Source organism: Mesorhizobium sp. M1E.F.Ca.ET.045.02.1.1 (assembly GCF_003952485.1).
Taxonomy (GTDB): domain Bacteria; phylum Pseudomonadota; class Alphaproteobacteria; order Rhizobiales; family Rhizobiaceae; genus Mesorhizobium.
Window position 1 is genome coordinate 1,913,829 of sequence record NZ_CP034447.1, and the last position, 18,161, is coordinate 1,931,989.

Consider the following 18,161-nt stretch of genomic DNA (forward strand, 5'->3'; position numbering starts at 1 on the left):
AGCAAACATGTCGGGAACTCTCGTGCTCGTGCGCCACGGCCAGAGCGAATGGAACCTGAAGAACCTGTTCACCGGCTGGCGCGACGTCGGCCTGACCGAGCAGGGCAACGCGGAAGCCCTTGCCGCCGGCGAGAAGCTCAAGGCGCGCGGCCTGAAATTCGACATCGCCTTCACCTCGGCGCTGAAGCGGGCGCAGAAGACCTGCCAGATCATTCTCGACGTGGTCGGCCAGAGCAGTCTCGAGACCATCCGCGACCAGGCGCTCAACGAGCGCGACTATGGCGACCTGTCGGGCCTCAACAAGGACGACGCGCGCAAGAAATGGGGCGAGGAGCAGGTGCATATCTGGCGCCGCTCCTACGACATCGCGCCGCCCGGCGGCGAAAGCCTGAAGGACACCGGCGCGCGCGTGTGGCCCTATTACCTGCACGACGTGCAGCCGCATGTGCTGCGCGGCGAAACGGTGCTGGTTGCCGCCCACGGCAACTCGCTGCGCGCGCTGATCATGGCGCTGGACGGCAAGAGCGGCGAGGAGATCGTCAAGCTCGAGCTCGGCACCGGCGTGCCGGTGATCTACAAGCTCAACGCCGATTCGACCGTGGCGAAGAAGGAAGTGCTGGAGGGGTGAGGGCTCTTTTGCCTCCTTGCGGCGGCGACTAGGCGCGCGGTTTCCAAGGCAAATCACTTCAGATTTCTGTTCCCGCGCTTACCCATCCGGCGTTTGCGCTGCCCCTCACCTGCCTGCCGGCATCCTCTCCCCGTATAGTGACGGGGAGAGGGAAGCTCTTGGCCGATTTCGCCAGTCGCCAGCGGTGCAGGAAGGGCGCCGAGGCCGAGGCCAGCCCCTTCTCCCCGTCACTATACGGGGAGAAGGGCCCGGCAGGGCGATGAGGGGCAGCGCCGACGCAGACGAAAAAAGCGCGTTGACACATATCGTTTGCCCGCTTACATGAGCCCGCACCAGCCCAGATGGCGGAATTGGTAGACGCGCACGGTTCAGGTCCGTGTTCCGCAAGGAGTGGAGGTTCGAGTCCTCTTCTGGGCACCATCTTTCCCGACTGCCAACGGGATAGCGCTTCCAGATTTACGACATTCGTGATTGGCCGTAGCCTCTGAGCTTCGCCATCCACCTCCCCTCCCGGCCAGTCCCCGAACAAACCGCTTCAAACCTAGCACCCCTGGCGTTACGGTCCGCCCCATGGCCCCTTCCGTCAGCCCGACCATCGCCGCCCGCCGCGACCAGATGTTTCCGATCCTGACCGATGCGGACATCGAGCGCATGCGCCGCTTCGGTGAAGCGCGCGCCTATGACGCCGCGGAGCCTATCGTCACGGCCGGCTCGGTCTCGCCCGGGCTGATCCTCATCCTGTCGGGCAGGGTCGACATCACGCAGGCCGGCGGCCTTGGCCGGCCCGAGGCGATCATCACCTACGGCTCCGGCAACTTCATCGGCGAGCTGGCGCAGCTTTCGAACCGGCCGTCGCTGGTCAATGCCGAAGCGGCCGAGCCGGTCGAGGCCATCGTCATCCCGTCGCAGCGCCTGCGCGACCTGATGGTGCAGGAGGCGAACCTTGGCGAACGCATCATGCGGGCGCTGATCCTGCGCCGCGTCGGTCTGCTCGAAAGCGGCGTCAGCGGACCGGTCGTCATCGGACCTCCCGGCAATGGCGACGTGCTGCGGCTGCAGGGTTTTCTCACCCGCAGCGGCCTGCCGCACCGCGCGCTCGATTCCGACACCGATCCCTGCGCCAAGACGCTGATCGAGCGCTTCCATGTCGATCCGCATCATCTGCCGATCGTGCTCTGTCCCAATGGCAAGCTGCTGCACAATCCGGGCGAGAGCGAGCTCGCGCGCTGCGTCGGCCTGCTGCGGCCGATCGATGCCGGCAAAGTCTATGACGTGGCCATTGTCGGTGCCGGGCCGGCGGGGCTGGCCGCGGCGGTCTATGCCGGCTCGGAAGGGCTGTCGACGATCGTGCTCGATTGCCGCGCCTTCGGCGGGCAGGCTGGCGCTTCCTCGCGCATCGAGAACTATCTCGGCTTCCCGACCGGCATTACGGGCATGGCGCTGATGGCGCGCGCCTACAACCAGGCGCAGAAGTTCGGCGTCGAGATGGTGATCCCGGACGAGGCGAAGCTGCTCGGCGCCGCCGACGACATGCCCGGCTACAGGCTCGATGTCGGCGACGGCGAAAGCGTACGTACGCGCACGGTGGTGATCGCCAGCGGGGCACGCTACCGCCGCCTCGATATCGCCAACCTCGCGCAGTTCGAGGGCACGTCGGTGCATTATTGGGCCTCGCCGATCGAGGCGCGGCTTTGCCGGGAGCAGGAGGTCGCGCTGGTCGGCGCCGGCAATTCGGCCGGCCAGGCGGCTGTCTACCTGGCCAGCCAGGTGCGGAAAGTGACGCTCCTGGCGCGCCGCGACAGCCTCGATGCCACAATGTCGCGCTATCTGGTCGAGCGCATCGAGGCGCAGCCGAACATCGAGGTGCTGACCGAGACCGAGATCGAGGCGCTCGACGGCCACGAAGGCAATCTCGACCAGGTGCGCTGGCGCAACCGGGTCACCGGCGTGGAGACGACGCGTGCCATCCGCCATGTCTTCCTGTTCATCGGCGCCGACCCGAACACCGACTGGCTGGCAAGCTGCAATGTGATGCTGGACGCCAAGGGTTTTGTGCGAACGGGGCCGGATGTGGCGCCGGGACACGGCCCGATGGAGACAAGCCGCGGCGGCGTGTTCGCCATCGGCGACGTTCGCTGCGGCTCGACGAAACGGGTCGCGGCGGCCGTCGGCGAAGGCGCCCAGGTGGTGTCGGCATTGCATGCCTATCTTGCGCAGAGCCGCGCCGCTCAGAGCAACTCCAGGAGATCGTGATGAACGAATGCAGGCATACGGAGGACATCCAGGACGTCACGCCGAGCGCGCTCGGCTGCGAGGAATGCCTGAAGAGCGGATCCTGGTGGGTGCATCTAAGGCTCTGCCGCACCTGCGGCCATGTCGGCTGCTGTGACGACTCGCCCAACCGCCACGCCACCAAGCATTTCCACGCCACAAGCCACCCGGTCATCGAGGGCTACGACCCGCCGGAGGGATGGGGCTGGTGCTATGTCGACGAGGTTTTCATCGACCTCGGCGGCCGCACCACGCCGCAGAACGGACCGATCCCACGCTTTGTTTGAGGCGGCCCTGACCTCTCGGCGCGCCACTTGCCTGCGCGGCGCAAAAAAAAGAGGTCGCCCGAAGGCGACCCCAAAAGCCCGTGCTGTAACACGTGGGCAGAAACTTATTTCGCACATCCAGACGCGTTCGGGTCCGCAACGCAGTCGGCTATGTGATTGAACTTTGTGTTCAACGCCCCGCCGAGCGAGCTTGCTCCGACCATGATCGCCAGTGCGATCAGCGCCGCGATCAGGCCGTATTCGATAGCCGTTGCACCGGATTCGTCGTTCTTGAAACGCTTGATTAGATTGAGCATTGGAGGATTCCCTTGTTGCCCCGTTGGTGACCTGCTCAACCTATAAAGAAACAATTTTGAAGACCTTAATCCAAACAGTTAAAATTCTGTTATTGCAGCCATATCTGGAATAGAGCTTGAAGGTTAGCTTGACATAATAGCACATCGTTATAAAGCTATACCTAATATATAGGGCAAGCGATGCCCAATCACGGTACTCGATGGGAAAATTAGCGTGGCTGACTGACTTTTGCGGTTTGCTCTGCGCTAGACTCTTGTCTATACCGCTCAACAAAAGCCTTTTATGGCATATGCATTCATCTCGATGTGAACAAAACCCGCTCTCACTATAATGACAACGTCATTACACGCTACTACTCTTGAACAATGAAGCACGAACCTCCAGACGCTTCCAAGAGAAGCACGCTGAACATGCGCATCAAGCCCGAGGAGCGCGGCTTGATCGACGAAGCCGCGCGGACGCTCGGCAAGACCCGGACGGATTTCATCCTCGACGCTGCCCGGCGTATGGCTGAGGACACGCTGCTCGAGCGCACGCTTATCAAGGTCTCGCCGGAAGCCTATGCCGAATTCCTTGCTCTGCTCGATGTGCCGGCCAAGTCGAACGAGCGACTGTCCAAACTGATGAACGCGCCACTGCCATGGGAAACTAAGTGACGCTCCAGGCGCCGGTACCGCTGGATCGTGGCCACGACCTTTCGTCTTTTTCATCCGGCATTCCGGCGTCGGATGACTGGGTCAAACGCCGAGCGCTCGCCAACCAGGACAGTGGCGCGACACGCACCTTCGTCACTTGCAAGGACGACAAGGTTGTCGCCTACTACGCGCTCGCTTCGGGCGGCGTCATTGCCAGCCATGTGCCAGGCCGGTTTCGGCGCAACATGCCCGATCCGATTCCGGTAGCAATTCTTGCTCGTCTCGCAATCGACACTTCCTGTCAGCGACAAGGAATCGGCAGGGCGCTCGTCCAGGATGCAGCGCGCAGGGTGATGAATGCTGCAGGGTCGCTCGGCATCCGCGGCATCTTGGTCCACGCCATCTCGGATGAAGCGCGAAGCTACTATACGGCGCTTGGGTTCGACCCCTCGCCTCGCGATCCCATGACGCTGGTGATCTCTCTCGCCGATCTGCGTGAGGCGATCAGACCAAAGGAACCAACCAGCAAAAGCGGATGAAGCGGATAGAGGCTAACGACCAGCGCCGCCTACTTCACCGAACTGGTAACAGTCCGGTCGATGCCATCGGGATCGTGGTCGTTGCCGGCCAGCACGCCGACGATCAGAAGGCTGACGATGATCGGCACAAACAGAATGGCGACGCGCGCCTGCACGTAGAAAATGGCGCGCCATTCGTTGCGCTTTTCGGGGCTGTCGTTCATCGCACTCACTCTGTCCTGCCTCCCGGCGGCGGACATAGTAGCGAACGGTTAAACAACCCCTTCCGATTCCGTTAACCGCGCGGAATTCGAACGCCGCCGAGGCCGCCCCGCCCGCCTTTGCCGATTTGCCGTGCCGAATAAAAGCGCGGCGATATTGACGAAAACCGGCCGGGCGCAATAGAAAACACCGGGCTTTCTGGGGTGGGGTGTAACAAATGCTTGGGGGGACACTCCGCGTGAAGTACGCGCGCGGAGAGGCGCGTTTTTACGACGTGCCCAATTGCTTTTTTGATCGGGGCGAAGAAACGGCAGGGTCATTTTCATGACCCGGCCCGAAGCTGTACCAGTTTCAGTGATCGTCTCCACTTACAACTGGCCGGAGGCGCTGCGGCTCAATCTGCAATCGCTCGCCGGCCAAACCGAGCGCTGCTTCGAGGTCATCGTCGCCGATGACGGATCGCGGCCCGATACGGCCGAGGTGATCGAAGCCTTTGCCTGCTCCGCGCCAATTCCCGTCAGGCATGTCTGGCATGAGGATGTCGGCTTTCGCAAATCCGCAATCCTGAACAAGGCTATAGGCGAGGCGCGAGGCGCCTATCTCATCTTCCTTGACGGCGACTGTATCCCGCAGCCCGACTTCGTCGCCCGGCATCGCGCGCTGGCCAGGCCGAACTACCTCATCACCGGCAGCCGCATCCTGCTCGGCCGGGAGTTCAGCAAGGCGCTGCTGGCGGGAGGAATCTGGGACTATCACACCTTCCGCCGGAACATCCTGCGCTATCGCCTCAAGAGCGACACCGCCAAAATCGCCTCGTTTTTCATGCGCGTGCCCTGGCAAAGGCTGTCGGACTACCGATCCTTCGTTTGGCGGCGCATCAAGGGATGCAATCTCGCCTGCTGGAAAAGCGATGCGGTTGCCGTCGGCGGCTTCGACGAGACCTTCACGGGCTGGGGCCACGAGGACGTCGACTTCGTCTTCCGATTGCAGGACAAGGGCGTCGTCCGCCGCGCCGGCACATGGGCGACCGAGGTGCTGCACATCTGGCACAAGCCCGCCGATCGCGGCCGCGCTGCCGCGAACGAGAAGATATTGCTCGACAGAATAGAGGCCGCTCGGCTGCGAAAGAAGCTGGTCAGGCGCCGAGTCTGAAATCAGCGGTGATCCAGCGGGCGACGCTTCGCTTCAACCGGGTTGCAATCCAAACAGCCTCCCGCCGGCCGGCACGACGTCGTCGATGCCGGCGAGGCGCAGGCAGTGCCAGGCCATGGCGTGGTTGGACGAGGTGACGGGTATGCCGATGCGCTTTTCCAGCCCGGCTACCGCCTCGGCGACGCGCAGGCTGGTGCAGGAGATGAAGATCGCGTCCACACCCGGCACCGCCGCCATGCGCTCGGCCGCCGCCTCGATCGAGGCGAGCGAGATGCGGGCCGCCTCGCGGTCGTCGCGACGGTCGAAACTGGCGACGGCGGCGATGTCCAGGCCGCGGCCGGTGAAATAGCGGACCAGGCCCTGATTGATCTCGGGCGCATAGGGCGTCAGCAGACCGATGCCCTTGGCGCCGAGCGCCTTGAAGGCGGCAAGCGCGCCGGTGACCGGCGTGGTGCAGGCGACGCCCGGCCGCGCCTTCCTGATCTCGGCGAACACGGCTTCCTCGCCGAGCGTCATCGTTGCCGAGGTGCAGCCGAAGCCGACGACATCGAGCGGAATGCTGGGCAGGATGAGGTCGACGGTCGGCGCGATCCGCGGCCCGATGGCGCGCAGCGTGTCCGGCGTGATGTCGTTGTCGTTGAAGAGGCGCGCCTCGTAGAAGGCGACGCCCGGAATGCGCACCAGCGCGCGGAACTCGTGCTCCAGCGTCTGGTCGGTGGCGAGGATCGCCAGCCCGATCGCCGCGCGCGCGGCGAGGCCGCCGTCGAGTTCGGACGGCAGCACGCCCAGGTCGACTGGCTCAGCAGATTGAGGGACAGAGGCAGCGAGTCCGGCAGACATGGCATTTCCCTTTCTTATCGATCGTGATTGCACCGGTCCCGCTCCCGGACCCTGCGTTCAATTCAAAAGTCCATCCATGGAAATGGCCGGCCGGCGGCCGGCGATGAGGTCGGCGGTGATGCGGGCCGATCCATGCGACATGGTCCAGCCGATATGGCCGTGCCCGGTGTTGAGATAGAGGTTGCCGAGGCGCCGCTGCCCGAACTCTGGCAGGTTGTTCGGCGTCATCGGCCTGAGGCCCGCCCACATCTCGGCGCGGTCATAATCGGCGCCCTCCGGATAAAGGTCCTGCGTCACGCCCTTCATGAAGGCGAAGTCGGCCGGCTTGTGGCTGGTGTCATAGCCGGCGAATTCGGCCGTGGCGGTGACGCGCAGCCGGTCGCCGAAGCGCGAGATGGCGACCAGATTGTGCTCGTCGACCGAAGCGATGGTCGGCGGATGCGGCCGGTTGCCGATCGGAATGGTCAGCGAATAGCCCTTGATCGGGTAGATCGGCAGGCCGATGCCGATCGTCTTCGCGATCAGCGGGCTGTAGGAGCCGAGCGCCAGAACATAGGCGTCGCCCTTGAAGTTCCCCTTGTCGGTCAGCACCTGGGTGACGCCGTCACCCGATGTCTCGATGCCGGTGATGGTGGTGCCGGTGTGGATTTCGCCGCCGCGCTCCACGACCTTCGCTGCCAGCGCCCGGGTGAACTTCGCCGGATCGCCGGTCTCGTCGGTCGGGCAATGGATGCCGCCGGCTATTCCGTCCTTCGCGGACGCCAGCGATGGGTCGAGCGCGACGACGCCGGCACGGTCGAGCACCCTGATCTCCTGCCCGTCGGATTCGAGCAGCTTCATGTGCTCGATGCCTTTGTCGAGCGCCTGCTGGCTGCGGTGGAAATAGAGGATGCCGCGATCGTTGCGGTCGTAGTCGATAGCCTCGTCGGCGATGACCTCGTGCAGGACCGATTGCGAATAGGCGGCGAGGCGATGCTTGAGCAGCGTGTTGCGCCTGGCCTTCTCGGCCGTGCATTCCATCAGGAACAGAAAGGACCAGCTATAGAGCCTCGGATCGGCCGACAGCTTGAAGCGCAGCGCCTGATCCTTCAACACCAGCGATTTCAAGAGGATCATCGGCGCCTTGGGCGACGACCAGACGAAGGAATGGCCGGGCGCGATCATGCCGGCATTGCCCCAACTGGTCTCGGCGGCGACTAGCGGCTGGCGCTCGAGGATGACGACCTCGTGCCCGTCCTTCTGCAGCTGATAGGCGGTGGTGACGCCGACAACCCCGCCACCCAACACGATCACGCGCATAGCGCCTCCGGAGATCGCAAAGTGAGTACACTTTAGAATGGAATTCGCGATCCGCAAGGGGCGGCACAGAAACGCTACAAATTACCTCCCTTGGCGATCCTTCGCGCCCCCCTCTGTCCTGCCCGTCCTCCGCAGCAGCTGCGCTGCAGCTGCGGAGGGTGGACCGGACATCTCCCCCTCAAGGGGGGAGATTGGCAGCTTCGGCGCTCCGCTCGTCCTGCAATGTCGGCGATTGGCGAAAGCGGAGTTGACGGCTGATCTCCCCCTTGAGGGCAATCGCATATGGCGCTCCCCCTCTCCGTCTCGGCTTCGCCGAGCCACCTCTCCCCCACGTTGTGGGGGCGAGGAACCCAAGCTCTTCAAGGTCAGCGGCTAGCGTTTCCTCGCCCCCGCAAGAGGCGGGGGAGAGGTGGCCGCGTAGCGGTCGGAGAGGGGGCCAGCGCTGCCATATGCGATTGCCCCGCCCCTTGAAGGGAGATGCCCGGTCCACCCTCCGCAGCTGCAGCGCAGCTGCTGCGGAGGACGGGCAGGGCAGAGGGGGGCGCGAAGGATCACCGCGAGAGGGTTTTGGGCGAAGGGCCGCTCAGGCGGCAGTGCCCATGAAAATCCGCGCCAGGCCGCGCGCGGCTACTTCGATGGCATGCGCGGAGCTCAGCGTGATGTGCTTTTCGAGCAGGCTTGCTCCACCGGCAGCATCGCGGCGACGCAAGGCGTCGATGATCGCCTCATGTTCGCGATAGGTGCGCTCACGGCGCGGCGCGGATTCCAGGTCGATGCGGCGGAAAAAGCGGATACGCGCGCAAAGGCCTTCGAGCGCGGCGATCATCTGCGCGTTCTTGGACAGTTGCGTCAGCGCCATGTGGAAGCTTTCGTCGGCCACGGCGATCTTCGCCCATGACCCTTCGTCCTTCAGGCTGCTGTGCTTTGTCCAGGCTTCGGCTGTCGCCTCGATCTCGGCATCGGCTGCCCGTTCGCAGGCAAGCACGAAGGCGGCCCGCTCGATCGCCGCGCGAAGCTCGTAGAGATCGCGCACCGCCTCCGGCGTCAGCTCACGGGCGTAGAATCCCTTGTTCGGCACGGAGGCGACGAAGCCGTCGCGCTCCAGCCTGTTCAAGGCGGCACGCACCGGCGTGCGGCTGACCGCCAGCTCGGCGGCGAGCTCGACCTCGTTGATCCTTTCGCCCGGCCGGAAGCGATAATCGATGGCGAAATCCTTGATCCGCGCATAGACGCGTTCGACGCTGTCGGCGGCGCGCACGGCCCGTGTGCGCACCGGTATAGACTTCTCCTCGCCGCTGCGTTTCCTTGCCATTCCGCCCTCGTACCAGCGCCGCCCAAGCGGCAAGCGCCGATATGATACGTTCCGGAATCGCAAAGTGCACTCAATTGGTTGTTTAGACCGCCAGCGCCTGCTCCAGATCCGCGATCAGATCGTCCCCATCCTCGATGCCGGCCGACAGCCGCACCAGCGAATCGGAGATGCCGATAGCCCCGCGCTTTTCGGCGGGGATCGAGCCGTGCGTCATCAGCGCCGGGTGCTCGATCAGGCTTTCGACACCGCCGAGGCTTTCAGCCAGGGTGAAGAGCTGGGTGCGTTCGAGGAAGCGTTTTGTCCCCGCGAGGTCGCGGTCGAGGTCGACCGAGATCATGCCGCCGAAGGCATGCATCTGGCGTTTTGCGATCTCGTGCTGCGGATGGCTGGCAAGCCCCGGATAGATGACGCGGCGCACATCCTTCCGGCCTTCCAGCCATTGCGCGATCTTCAGGCCGTTGGTGGAATGGCGCTCCATCCTCAGCGCCAAAGTCTTGATGCCGCGCAGCGCCAGAAAACTGTCGAACGGGCCGGAGATGGCGCCGATGGCGTTCTGCAGGAATTTCAAGCGGTCGGCGAGGTCCTTGTCGTCGCCGACCACCGCCACGCCGCCGACCATGTCGGAATGGCCGTTCAGATACTTCGTCGTCGAATGCACGACAATGTCGATGCCGAGTTCCAGCGGCCGCTGGATGTAGGGGCTGGCGAAGGTGTTGTCGGCGACGGTGAGCAGGCCCTTGCGCTTGGCCAAAGCGGCGACCGCTTCGAGATCGACGATGCGCAGCAGCGGGTTGGTCGGCGTCTCGACCCACAGAAGCTTCGTTTCAGGTTTGATCGCGGCTTCGACGGCGGCGAGGTCCGTGAAGTCGGCGAAGCTCACCTGCAGGCCCGCCGAGCGCTTGCGCACGCGTTCCATCAGCCTAAACGAGCCGCCATAGATGTCGTCGGTGGCGACGATATGGGCGCCGGCGTCGAGCAGCTCCAGCACGGTCGAGATCGAGGCCAGGCCGGAGGCGAAGGCGAAGGCCGCCGTGCCGCTTTCGAGATCGGCCACGGCGCGCTCGAAGGCAAAGCGCGTCGGGTTCTGGCTGCGGGCGTACTCGAAACCCTTGTGCACGCCGGGCGATTGCTGGCCATAGGTCGAGGTGGCGTAGATCGGCACCATCACCGCGCCGGTCAATGGGTCATGGCTCTGGCCGCCATGGATGGTGCGGGTGGAGAAGGCCAGGCGGTTCCTGCCGGTTGTGGTCATTTTGCGCGGCGCCTCAGATGGTTGATCAGGTCGATACGGGTTATCAGGCCGACGAATTCCTCGCCATCGAAGACGATGGCGACCTCGTTGCGGTCGAAAACGGGAAGCAGCGCATCGAGCGTCTGGCTGGCCTGGAGCGTGTGCAAGGTGGAGGTCATGGCCGTGCGCACCGGCGCGTTGAAGCGGTCCCAGCGGCCGTCATAGGGGCCATCGACCTTGGCCAATATATCGCTCTCGTCGACGATGCCGACCAGCTTGCCGTTGTCGAGCACCGGCAGTTGCGAGACATCGGAGCGGCGCATGCGGCCATAGGCGTTGAGCAGGCTTTCCTCCGGGCCGACCCAGACCGTGTCGCCGCTGCGGTGCGAGCGCATGACGAGGTCGCGCAGGTCGCCATGCTGCTCATGTTCGTCGAGGCCCTGCTCGGCAAGCCAGATGTCGTCGAACACCTTCGACAGATATTTGTTGCCGCTGTCGCAGACGAAGGTGACGACGCGCTTGGGCGTGGTCTGCTCGCGGCAATAGCGAAGTGCCGCCGACAGCAGCGTGCCGGAGGACGAGCCGGCAAGGATGCCTTCACGCGACAAGAGATCGCGCACCGCCAGCATGCTCTGCTTGTCGGGGATGGAATAGGCCTTTTTCACCAGCGAGAGATCGGCGTTGGGCGGCACGAAATCCTCGCCGATGCCTTCGACGGTCCAGCTTCCGGCCTCTTCCATCTTGCCGGTCTTGATCAGCGGCGCCAGCACCGAGCCGACCGGATCGGCGAGCACCATCTCGGTCTTCGGCGAATGTTTCGCGAAATAGCGGCCAAGGCCGGTGAGCGTGCCGCCGGAGCCGACGCCTACCACCACCGCGTCGACGTCGCCGTCGAGCTGGGCAAAGATCTCTGGGCCGGTGGTGGTTTCATGCGCCAGCGGATTGGCCGGGTTGGCGAACTGGTTGGCATAGAAGGCGCCGGGGATTTCGGCGGCGATCTTCTCGGCCATGTCCTGATAGTATTCGGGGTGGCCCTTGCCGACATCGGAGCGGGTCATGCGTACCTCGGCGCCCAAAGCGCGCAGATGCTGGATCTTTTCGCGCGACATCTTGTCGGGCACGACGAGGATGATGCGGTAGCCCTTGGGGATGCCGACCTGGGCGAGGCCGAGGCCGGTGTTGCCGGCGGTCGCTTCGACGATGGTGCCGCCGCGCTTCAACTTGCCCGCCTTCTCGGCGGCGGCGATCATCGACAGCGCGATGCGGTCCTTGATCGAGCCGCCGGGGTTCTGGCTTTCCAACTTGATGAACAGTCGGCATTTGCCGGTGTCGAATTTGGTCAGCTCGACGATCGGCGTCTGGCCGATCAGGTCGAGCACCGAGGCGTAAGGCGGGCGCAGCCGCGACAGATTGGTGTCCGCGCCCTCGGGCGCCGCTTTCCTGTGCACGCTCATCTCGGACCCTCCATGGCAGCAACCTCGACGCGGGTGACTGACAATCTCGCGCGTGATGGCGGCCGGAATCCATTCCGGCTTCACGCATCACACAGGAACGTCTTTTCCAGCCCTTTTCACTTGGAAAGAAGATAGATCGTGCCAATCCGGCGGCGAGTGGGGGAATGGAATTTCACCGGCGCGGTTAATCTCCCCCTTGAGGGGGAGATGTCGCCGAAGGCGACAGAGGGGGTCACCGCGCGTGAAGCGCTAACCTCCCTCTGCAGCAGGTAGGCCGAGCCCGGTCGAACCGACCCCCTCTGCCTGCCGGCCATCTCCCCCTCAAGGGGGGAGATTACGCTTCAATCGCCGCCTAGCCCCTCGATCCCAATCAAGAATCCGGATTGCCGAGGCTGGCGAGATGGCGGCACCTTGCCGACCGACCACCACAGCGGCCAACCACTGCGATGTTTCAACGAACCATGTCGTTCGTTGCCGCCGCCGATTTCGCCATGCTAGCCGAAGGCTGCGCGGGACCAATGCATGGAGCAGCCGATGAAGATTCTTGCCTATGACAATTTCAAGCCCGGCGTCACGCTTGACGACCTCAGGCCCTATCTGCGCGACGAGGTCTCGAATGTCTGGCGGCTCTGGAAGGCAGGCATCGTGCGCGAGAATTATGCGCGTGCCGATGTCGGCGGCGTCATCATCGTCTTCGAGCTCGACGGCGTCGAGGAGGCCAGGCGCTACACCGACGATTTCCCGCTGTCCAAGGCCGGGCTGCTGGAATGGCATTTCATCGCCTTCGATGCGCCGCTGCCGCTCGAGTTCCTGTTCGACCCGACCGTCGATATCGCCAAGCCCTGGGATCGGACGGCGGCATGATCCGGTCGAGCGAAGACATCAAGATCCCGACCAGCCTGGCCGAATGGTGCGATCCGCGCCGCATGGCGCTGGTCGTCTACGACATGCAGATCGGCATCTGCCGCCAAGTCGAGGGTGCGGCGACGATCATCGAGCGCACCGGCACGGCACTGGAAGCAGCGCGCTCGGCCGGTATGCGGGTGGCGTTCACGCGCCATCTGTCGCTGCCGAAGAAATGGATGGGCGCCACGCAGTTGCGGACAGCCATGGCCTGGCAGCGGCGCGGCGACCCCGACGCGGTCGAGCCCTGGTTCCTGCGCGACGCCGAAGCGACGCGGATCGTACCCGAGCTCGCGCCGCGCGCGGCCGAGGCGGTGTTCGACAAGCTGACCATGTCGGCCTTCGATTCCACCGCGCTCGGCTTTGCTCTGCGTGACTGCGGCGTGCGTGCTGTCGCGCTTGCCGGCATCGCCATGGAGATCGGCATCGAACCGACGGTGCGGCAGGCGACCGACAATGGCTTTGTGGCGGTGGTGATCGAGGACGCCTGCGGCTTCGGCAACGGGCAAGCGCGCGATCGCTCGATGACAACGCTGCGCTTTCTTGGCGAAGCCGTCATCACAGACGTCGCGGGCTTTTGCGGCGCGCTCGCCGATGCGGCTTGATGCTCGGCTAGGCAGCTGCGTCGATATCGGTGCGGAAGCGCACGCCTTCGGCCCGTCCATGCACGCTGCCCCAGTCGTAGAGCGCCTGGAGCGCGGCAGCGAGATCATGGCCCCGCTCGGTCAGGGTATAGCGTCCCTTGCCGTCGGGCGATGCCTCGAGCACGACAAAACCGATCTCGACGAGGTCGGCCAGGCGCTGCGTCAGCATCTTGTCGGAAAGCGAAGGGATCATCCGGCGCAATTCGGAATAGCGCAACGGCCGTTCCTTGATCCGCGCCAGGATCACCGTCTTCCATTTGCCGCCGAGCGCGTCGAGCGCGAACTCGACCGGACAGCCATACAGTCTACCGCGTCGGGTCATGCGCCGATCGTAGGCAAGGCACAGCCGCGACGAAAGCGAAATCTGCCCGGCCATGTGGCCAGATTGCAGCGTGCGGCTTTGTCGGCGAAAGCTTCGTGAAAGGAGTGCGACGATGAGTGTACGGGATGCCAATCCGGTCAATGCGCGAAAACCCAGACGCGTGGCGATCGTCATCGCCAATCCGGCTGTGTCGACCACCACCGGTTGGCCAGTCGGCTTCTGGTGGAGCGAGCTCACTCATCCCTGGTTCGCCTTCACGGAACGCGGCTATCAAGTGGAGATCTTCTCGCCCGACGGCGGCAGGTGCGAGGCCGATGCGCTGAGCGATCCGCGCGATCCATCGGGCTATTCGGAGACCGACCTCATCTCGCTCGGCTTCATTTCGAGCCCGAAACTCTCGGCCCTGGTCGACAACACGCGACCGGCGGCCGAGATCGATGTCGAGCGCTTCGACGCAATCGTCGTCGCCGGCGGCCAGTCGCCGATGTTCACCTACGAGCGAGCCACCGATTTGCAGCGGACATTCGTCGCCTTCCATGAAGCCGGCAAGGTGGCCGCCGCGCTCTGCCATGGCACCGCCATCCTCCGCTACGCAAGGCGCGACGACGGAACGCTGCTTGCCGCCGGCAAGACCGTCACCGGCTTTGCCAATGTCGAGGAGGACTTTGCCGACAACGCCACCTGGGAGATGGGCGCGCTCGAACGCGGCAAGCATCTGATGCCATGGCGGATCGAGGACGAGCTCAAGGCAATCGGCGCCAACTATGTCCAGGCGGGCTTGTGGCGCGGCTTTGCCGTGCGCGACGGCAATCTCGTCACCGGCCAGCAGAATTTCTCCGGCGCGGAAACCGCGCGGGTGGTGTGCGAGGCGCTTGGCGGCTGAAGGTCAACCTGGAACCTAGCCCAGCAATTGCTTGCTCAGCCTTGCGCACTGGACGCGGATGTCGGGAATGGCGTCGATCTCGAAGAAGGTGCCGCGCGTCAGCGGTCCGACGGCCAGCAGCTTCGACGACACCGTGCCGTCGGCCGCGATCAACTCGCATCTGGCGGTGACGTCGAGGCCAAGGCGCAGCGGGTCCGGGCGCGCCAGGCCGCGCTCGACCAGCGAGCGCACGAGGCCGTTCGACGTCGTCGAGATGTCGCGGGCAATGCCCATGCAGTCGTAGATGCGGGCGACGTCGAGCGTTTCCAGCGCCTGCGTGCCGCGCTGCTGGATCGTGACGGTGAAGCCATCGTTCGGCTCGATGTCCACGACCCGGCCAGCGACCAGGCGGATGCGGCCCGAGCCGACCGCTTCGGTGACGCGCTCATAGACCTCCGGCGCCATTCGGTGGCGATGGATGTCCCACCAGGCCTTGGTGTGCTCGACGAAGCGGCGCTTGGCCGAGGACGGCCAGTTCTGCCAGATCGTCTGGTTGAAGGGTCTCAGGCCGTCGACGACGTCGCGCCAGTCGCCGCCGGCCTTCTGGTTGTCGCGGATCAGGTTGCGGAACCAGCCGACGAAATAGGAAAGCTGGGTGCCGAGGGGAATGTCGGCGACATCGAGCTTGATCGGGTTGCCCTTGCGGTGCGGCGAGGGCAGCAGGCCGCGCCGCGACACCGCGATGATCTGGCCGCGATGGCCGCGCTGCTCAAGCGAAAGAAACGCATCGACCATGCTCAAGCCCGTGCCCAGCACCAGGACCGGGGCCTCCGGGTCGAGCGCTGTGTCGCCGTCGGAGCCCATCCGGATGGCGCGGCCCTGGAAGGCGCCCGGCTGCTCGTCATGGCCGGTGGCCAAAACGGCAAGATGGCCGACGACGCTGGTGCCGTTGGCCAGAGCCACCTCGACCCCCGCCGGTGTCGGCGAGATCGACAGGCTCTCCTCGCGGATCAGCCGCAGCCGGCCGTTCTCGCGCTCGCGTTGCTCGATATCGTCGAGCAACTCCTTCAGATAGCGGGCATAGAGGCTGCGCGGCGCATAGAACGGTCCCTGGTCCGGCCTGGCGAGGCCGCGCTCCAGCACCCAGCGCGCGAAATTGTCCGGGTCGTCGGCATAGGCGCTCATGCCGGAAGCCTTGACGTTCAGCACATGGGCGGAGAGCAGCGTCGAATAGGCCATGCCCTGGCCGAAATGCGGCCGCTTCTCGATCAGCGTGACGCGCAGATCGGGGTTCGGCGATTTGAGCAGATGCGCGGCCAGCACGACGCCGCTGGCGCCGCCGCCGACAATGATGATGGAGTTGCCGCGTCCAACCATGGCTGAAATTCAGGAGCTGTCGAGGGCCGCGATCGAGCCTAGGCAGCCCGCGCCGGCCGCCGTGAAGCAGCCGATGCCGCGGCTGTCAGGCTCACACCACGAACGACTGGCGGTATGCGGTTCAGGTGGTCGCGCATCGTTCTCTCTCCCTAATGTTGATAAGATTACTATACTAACCCGCCTGCACACGGAAGCTCGTTTCAATTCTACGGCTATTTGGGGCATGGATTTACCCGGAGAAGGTGACAGAGGGATTTTCGTTCGCTGGGGTTGCCTCAGACGCGGCGCCTGAGATTCAAACGCTGCCGTGCAGAAATCCAAACGCCGGCGGGAAAGCACCCCCCTCTGGCCTGCCGGCCATCTCCCCCGCAAGGGGGGAGATCGGATGTCGCCTTCGCTTTCGCCAATCGCCAACGCTGCAGGAAGAGCGCCGTCGCCGAGGCTGCCAATCTCCCCCCTTGCGGGGGAGATGTCCGGCAGGACAGAGGGGGTGTGAAGGAACGCGGCATGTAAAGAGCCTGGCATAGTCTCCGGCAGAACATCGCGACTGTCCTTTTGCGCCCCCGCCGCCGGTACCCGGCGACACTTTTCCAAGAAAGGCGCCCTGGTTGGAAGGATTTAACTCTACAAACCCGATAGAATTAACCGACGATAGAAAGGCAATCCGATTTTCTCAGGGTTTAGGGAGCCTTTCATGTCAATCATTTCCAGACGCATTCTCCTCCTGTCGTCCGCCGCGCTCGCGGGCGCCGCCTTTCTCGGTCCGGCCATGGCCGAGGATTTGAAGATCACCATCGGCTACCAGACAGTGGTCGAGCCTTCGAAAGTGCCGCAGGCCGACGGCGCCTATGAGAAGGCGACCAAGGCCGCGATCGACTGGCGCAAGTTCGATTCCGGCGCCGACGTGATCGCGGCGGTCGCCTCCGGCTCGGTCGATATCGGCTATGTCGGCTCGAGCCCGCTGGCCGCGGCCGCCAGCCGCGAGCTGCCGATCCAGACCATCTTCGTGGTCGGCCTGATCGGCCCGTCGGAGGCGCTGGTCGCCCGCAACGGCGCCGGCATCGAGAAGGTCGCCGACCTCGCCGGCAAGAAGGTGGCCGTGCCTTTCGTGTCGACCACGCATTACAGCCTGCTTGCGGCGCTGAAGCATGAAGGCGTCGATCCGAAGTCGGTCGAGATCCTCAATCTCCGGCCGCCGGAAATCGCCGCCGCCTTCGCGCGCGGCGACATCGACGCGGCCTATGTCTGGGATCCGGCGCTCGGCCAGATCAAGACCTCCGGCAAGGTGGTATTGGACTCCTCGCAGGTGGCGACCTGGGGCGCACCGACCTTCGACGCCTGGATCGTGCGCACCGATTTCGCCGACAAGCATCCGGAAGCCGTGCGCGATTTCGTCAAGGTGACGGGCGAAGCCTATGCCCGGTTCCTGGCCAAGCCCGAGGCCTGGTCGGTGTCCTCGCCGGAGGCCGGCAAGATCGCCAAGCTGACGGGCGCCAAGCTGGAAGAGGTGCCGGAACTGCTCAAGGGCTATGTCTTCCCGACGCTGGACGAGCAGGCTTCGGACAAGTTCCTCGGCGGCGGCACCGTCAAGGCGATTGCGGCGACCTCCGCCTTCCTCAAGGAGCAGGGCAAGATCGACGCGGTGCTGCCCGACTATTCGAAATACGTCACCCCGAAATACGCCAGCGAGGCGCTCGCCTCGAACTGATTTCGTTCCGCGATTCCGGGCGGGAACGACTTCCCGGAATTGCTGCTACAGCGCGGCCTCTTCTTCCCTGACCGCGCGCTGCCTGTCCCGGAGCCGCCGACGAGGGGCGGTTTCGGGGCAGGCACCCGATCTTTGGTTTGAGCAATTCCGGACGGAAGGCTACGGCCAAGTTGCCGAGCCCAACCGCTTCACACTTTTC

Annotated in this window: 19 protein-coding genes and 1 tRNA gene; 11 read left to right on the forward strand and 9 right to left on the reverse strand. The window is 64.5% G+C overall.

Features of this window, described 5'->3' with window-relative positions; genetic code table 11:
- The first annotated feature begins 7 nt into the window (after positions 1-7).
- The 4 genes from EJ070_RS09080 (at position 8) to EJ070_RS09100 (ending at position 3,186) form a co-directional block, all read left to right on the forward strand.
- The gene (locus EJ070_RS09080) at positions 8-628 is read left to right on the forward strand and encodes a 2,3-bisphosphoglycerate-dependent phosphoglycerate mutase (protein ID WP_126091046.1); all 621 of its coding nucleotides are present in this window, start codon (positions 8-10) and stop codon (positions 626-628) included.
- A gap of 335 nt (positions 629-963) precedes the next feature.
- A tRNA-Leu gene (locus EJ070_RS09090) sits at positions 964-1,048 on the forward strand.
- A gap of 150 nt (positions 1,049-1,198) precedes the next feature.
- Positions 1,199-2,881, forward strand: coding sequence for an FAD-dependent oxidoreductase (locus EJ070_RS09095; protein WP_126091047.1), 1,683 nt, complete (start codon positions 1,199-1,201; stop codon positions 2,879-2,881).
- On the forward strand, positions 2,881-3,186 hold the full coding sequence (locus tag EJ070_RS09100) for a UBP-type zinc finger domain-containing protein (protein WP_126091048.1): 306 nt from the start codon (positions 2,881-2,883) through the stop codon (positions 3,184-3,186). Before EJ070_RS09095 ends, EJ070_RS09100 begins: the two co-directional genes overlap by 1 nt.
- Before the next feature lie 104 nt (positions 3,187-3,290).
- Here EJ070_RS09100 and EJ070_RS09105 read toward each other — a convergent pair whose 3' ends face one another.
- Complete coding sequence (locus tag EJ070_RS09105; protein WP_126091049.1) at positions 3,291-3,482, reverse strand: Flp family type IVb pilin; 192 nt, start codon at positions 3,480-3,482, stop codon at positions 3,291-3,293.
- Between the two features lie 411 nt (positions 3,483-3,893).
- Between EJ070_RS09105 and EJ070_RS09110 the strand changes: the two genes are divergently transcribed.
- Together EJ070_RS09110 and EJ070_RS09115 are read left to right on the forward strand one after the other, a co-directional pair.
- Positions 3,894-4,139 carry a DUF1778 domain-containing protein gene (locus tag EJ070_RS09110; RefSeq protein WP_245464839.1) on the forward strand — a complete coding sequence of 82 codons (246 nt, stop codon included), beginning with the start codon at positions 3,894-3,896 and terminating at the stop codon, positions 4,137-4,139.
- Entirely contained in the window at positions 4,136-4,657 is a 522-nt protein-coding gene (locus EJ070_RS09115) for a GNAT family N-acetyltransferase (protein WP_126091051.1), read from the forward strand. Before EJ070_RS09110 ends, EJ070_RS09115 begins: the two co-directional genes overlap by 4 nt.
- A 29-nt stretch (positions 4,658-4,686) precedes the next feature.
- Here EJ070_RS09115 and EJ070_RS36220 read toward each other — a convergent pair whose 3' ends face one another.
- Positions 4,687-4,860 carry a hypothetical protein gene (locus EJ070_RS36220; RefSeq protein WP_189350454.1) on the reverse strand — a complete coding sequence of 58 codons (174 nt, stop codon included), beginning with the start codon at positions 4,858-4,860 and terminating at the stop codon, positions 4,687-4,689.
- Positions 4,861-5,182: 322 nt separating this feature from the next.
- Here EJ070_RS36220 and EJ070_RS09120 point away from each other — a divergent pair, with 322 nt between their 5' ends.
- The gene (locus EJ070_RS09120; protein ID WP_126091052.1) at positions 5,183-6,010 is read left to right on the forward strand and encodes a glycosyltransferase family 2 protein; all 828 of its coding nucleotides are present in this window, start codon (positions 5,183-5,185) and stop codon (positions 6,008-6,010) included.
- Positions 6,011-6,043: 33 nt separating this feature from the next.
- Here the strand turns inward: EJ070_RS09120 and EJ070_RS09125 are convergent, their stop codons facing one another.
- From EJ070_RS09125 to EJ070_RS09145, 5 genes are all read right to left on the reverse strand, one after another.
- Positions 6,044-6,850, reverse strand: coding sequence for an aspartate/glutamate racemase family protein (locus tag EJ070_RS09125; protein WP_126091053.1), 807 nt, complete (start codon positions 6,848-6,850; stop codon positions 6,044-6,046).
- Between the two features lie 57 nt (positions 6,851-6,907).
- Positions 6,908-8,149 (reverse strand): D-amino acid dehydrogenase, encoded by a 1,242-nt coding sequence (locus tag EJ070_RS09130; protein ID WP_126091054.1) that lies wholly within the window; start codon positions 8,147-8,149, stop codon positions 6,908-6,910.
- 583 nt (positions 8,150-8,732) lie between these two features.
- Positions 8,733-9,461, reverse strand: coding sequence for a GntR family transcriptional regulator (locus tag EJ070_RS09135; protein WP_126091055.1), 729 nt, complete (start codon positions 9,459-9,461; stop codon positions 8,733-8,735).
- Between the two features lie 82 nt (positions 9,462-9,543).
- Positions 9,544-10,713, reverse strand: coding sequence for a cystathionine gamma-synthase (locus tag EJ070_RS09140; RefSeq protein ID WP_126091056.1), 1,170 nt, complete (start codon positions 10,711-10,713; stop codon positions 9,544-9,546).
- Positions 10,710-12,146, reverse strand: coding sequence for a pyridoxal-phosphate dependent enzyme (locus EJ070_RS09145; protein WP_126091057.1), 1,437 nt, complete (start codon positions 12,144-12,146; stop codon positions 10,710-10,712). Before EJ070_RS09145 ends, EJ070_RS09140 begins: the two co-directional genes overlap by 4 nt.
- A gap of 534 nt (positions 12,147-12,680) precedes the next feature.
- On the opposite strand from EJ070_RS09145, the gene EJ070_RS09150 reads away from it, so the two are divergent.
- Positions 12,681-13,010, forward strand: a complete 330-nt coding sequence (locus EJ070_RS09150; protein WP_126091058.1) for a hypothetical protein — start codon at positions 12,681-12,683, stop codon at positions 13,008-13,010.
- Complete coding sequence (locus tag EJ070_RS09155; RefSeq protein ID WP_126091059.1) at positions 13,007-13,654, forward strand: cysteine hydrolase; 648 nt, start codon at positions 13,007-13,009, stop codon at positions 13,652-13,654. Before EJ070_RS09150 ends, EJ070_RS09155 begins: the two co-directional genes overlap by 4 nt.
- A 7-nt stretch (positions 13,655-13,661) precedes the next feature.
- On the opposite strand, the gene EJ070_RS09160 is transcribed toward EJ070_RS09155, so the two are convergent.
- A complete protein-coding gene (locus EJ070_RS09160; RefSeq protein ID WP_126091060.1) occupies positions 13,662-14,015 on the reverse strand; it encodes a helix-turn-helix domain-containing protein in 354 nt (117 codons plus the stop codon).
- Between the two features lie 112 nt (positions 14,016-14,127).
- Here EJ070_RS09160 and EJ070_RS09165 point away from each other — a divergent pair, with 112 nt between their 5' ends.
- Positions 14,128-14,898, forward strand: a complete 771-nt coding sequence (locus EJ070_RS09165; protein WP_126091061.1) for a type 1 glutamine amidotransferase domain-containing protein — start codon at positions 14,128-14,130, stop codon at positions 14,896-14,898.
- Positions 14,899-14,913: 15 nt separating this feature from the next.
- Here EJ070_RS09165 and EJ070_RS09170 read toward each other — a convergent pair whose 3' ends face one another.
- Positions 14,914-16,254, reverse strand: coding sequence for an FAD/NAD(P)-binding protein (locus tag EJ070_RS09170; RefSeq protein WP_126091062.1), 1,341 nt, complete (start codon positions 16,252-16,254; stop codon positions 14,914-14,916).
- Between the two features lie 694 nt (positions 16,255-16,948).
- Here EJ070_RS09170 and tauA point away from each other — a divergent pair.
- Positions 16,949-17,962 (forward strand): taurine ABC transporter substrate-binding protein, encoded by a 1,014-nt coding sequence (tauA, locus tag EJ070_RS09180; RefSeq protein ID WP_126091064.1) that lies wholly within the window; start codon positions 16,949-16,951, stop codon positions 17,960-17,962.
- Positions 17,963-18,161: the final 199 nt, after the last annotated feature.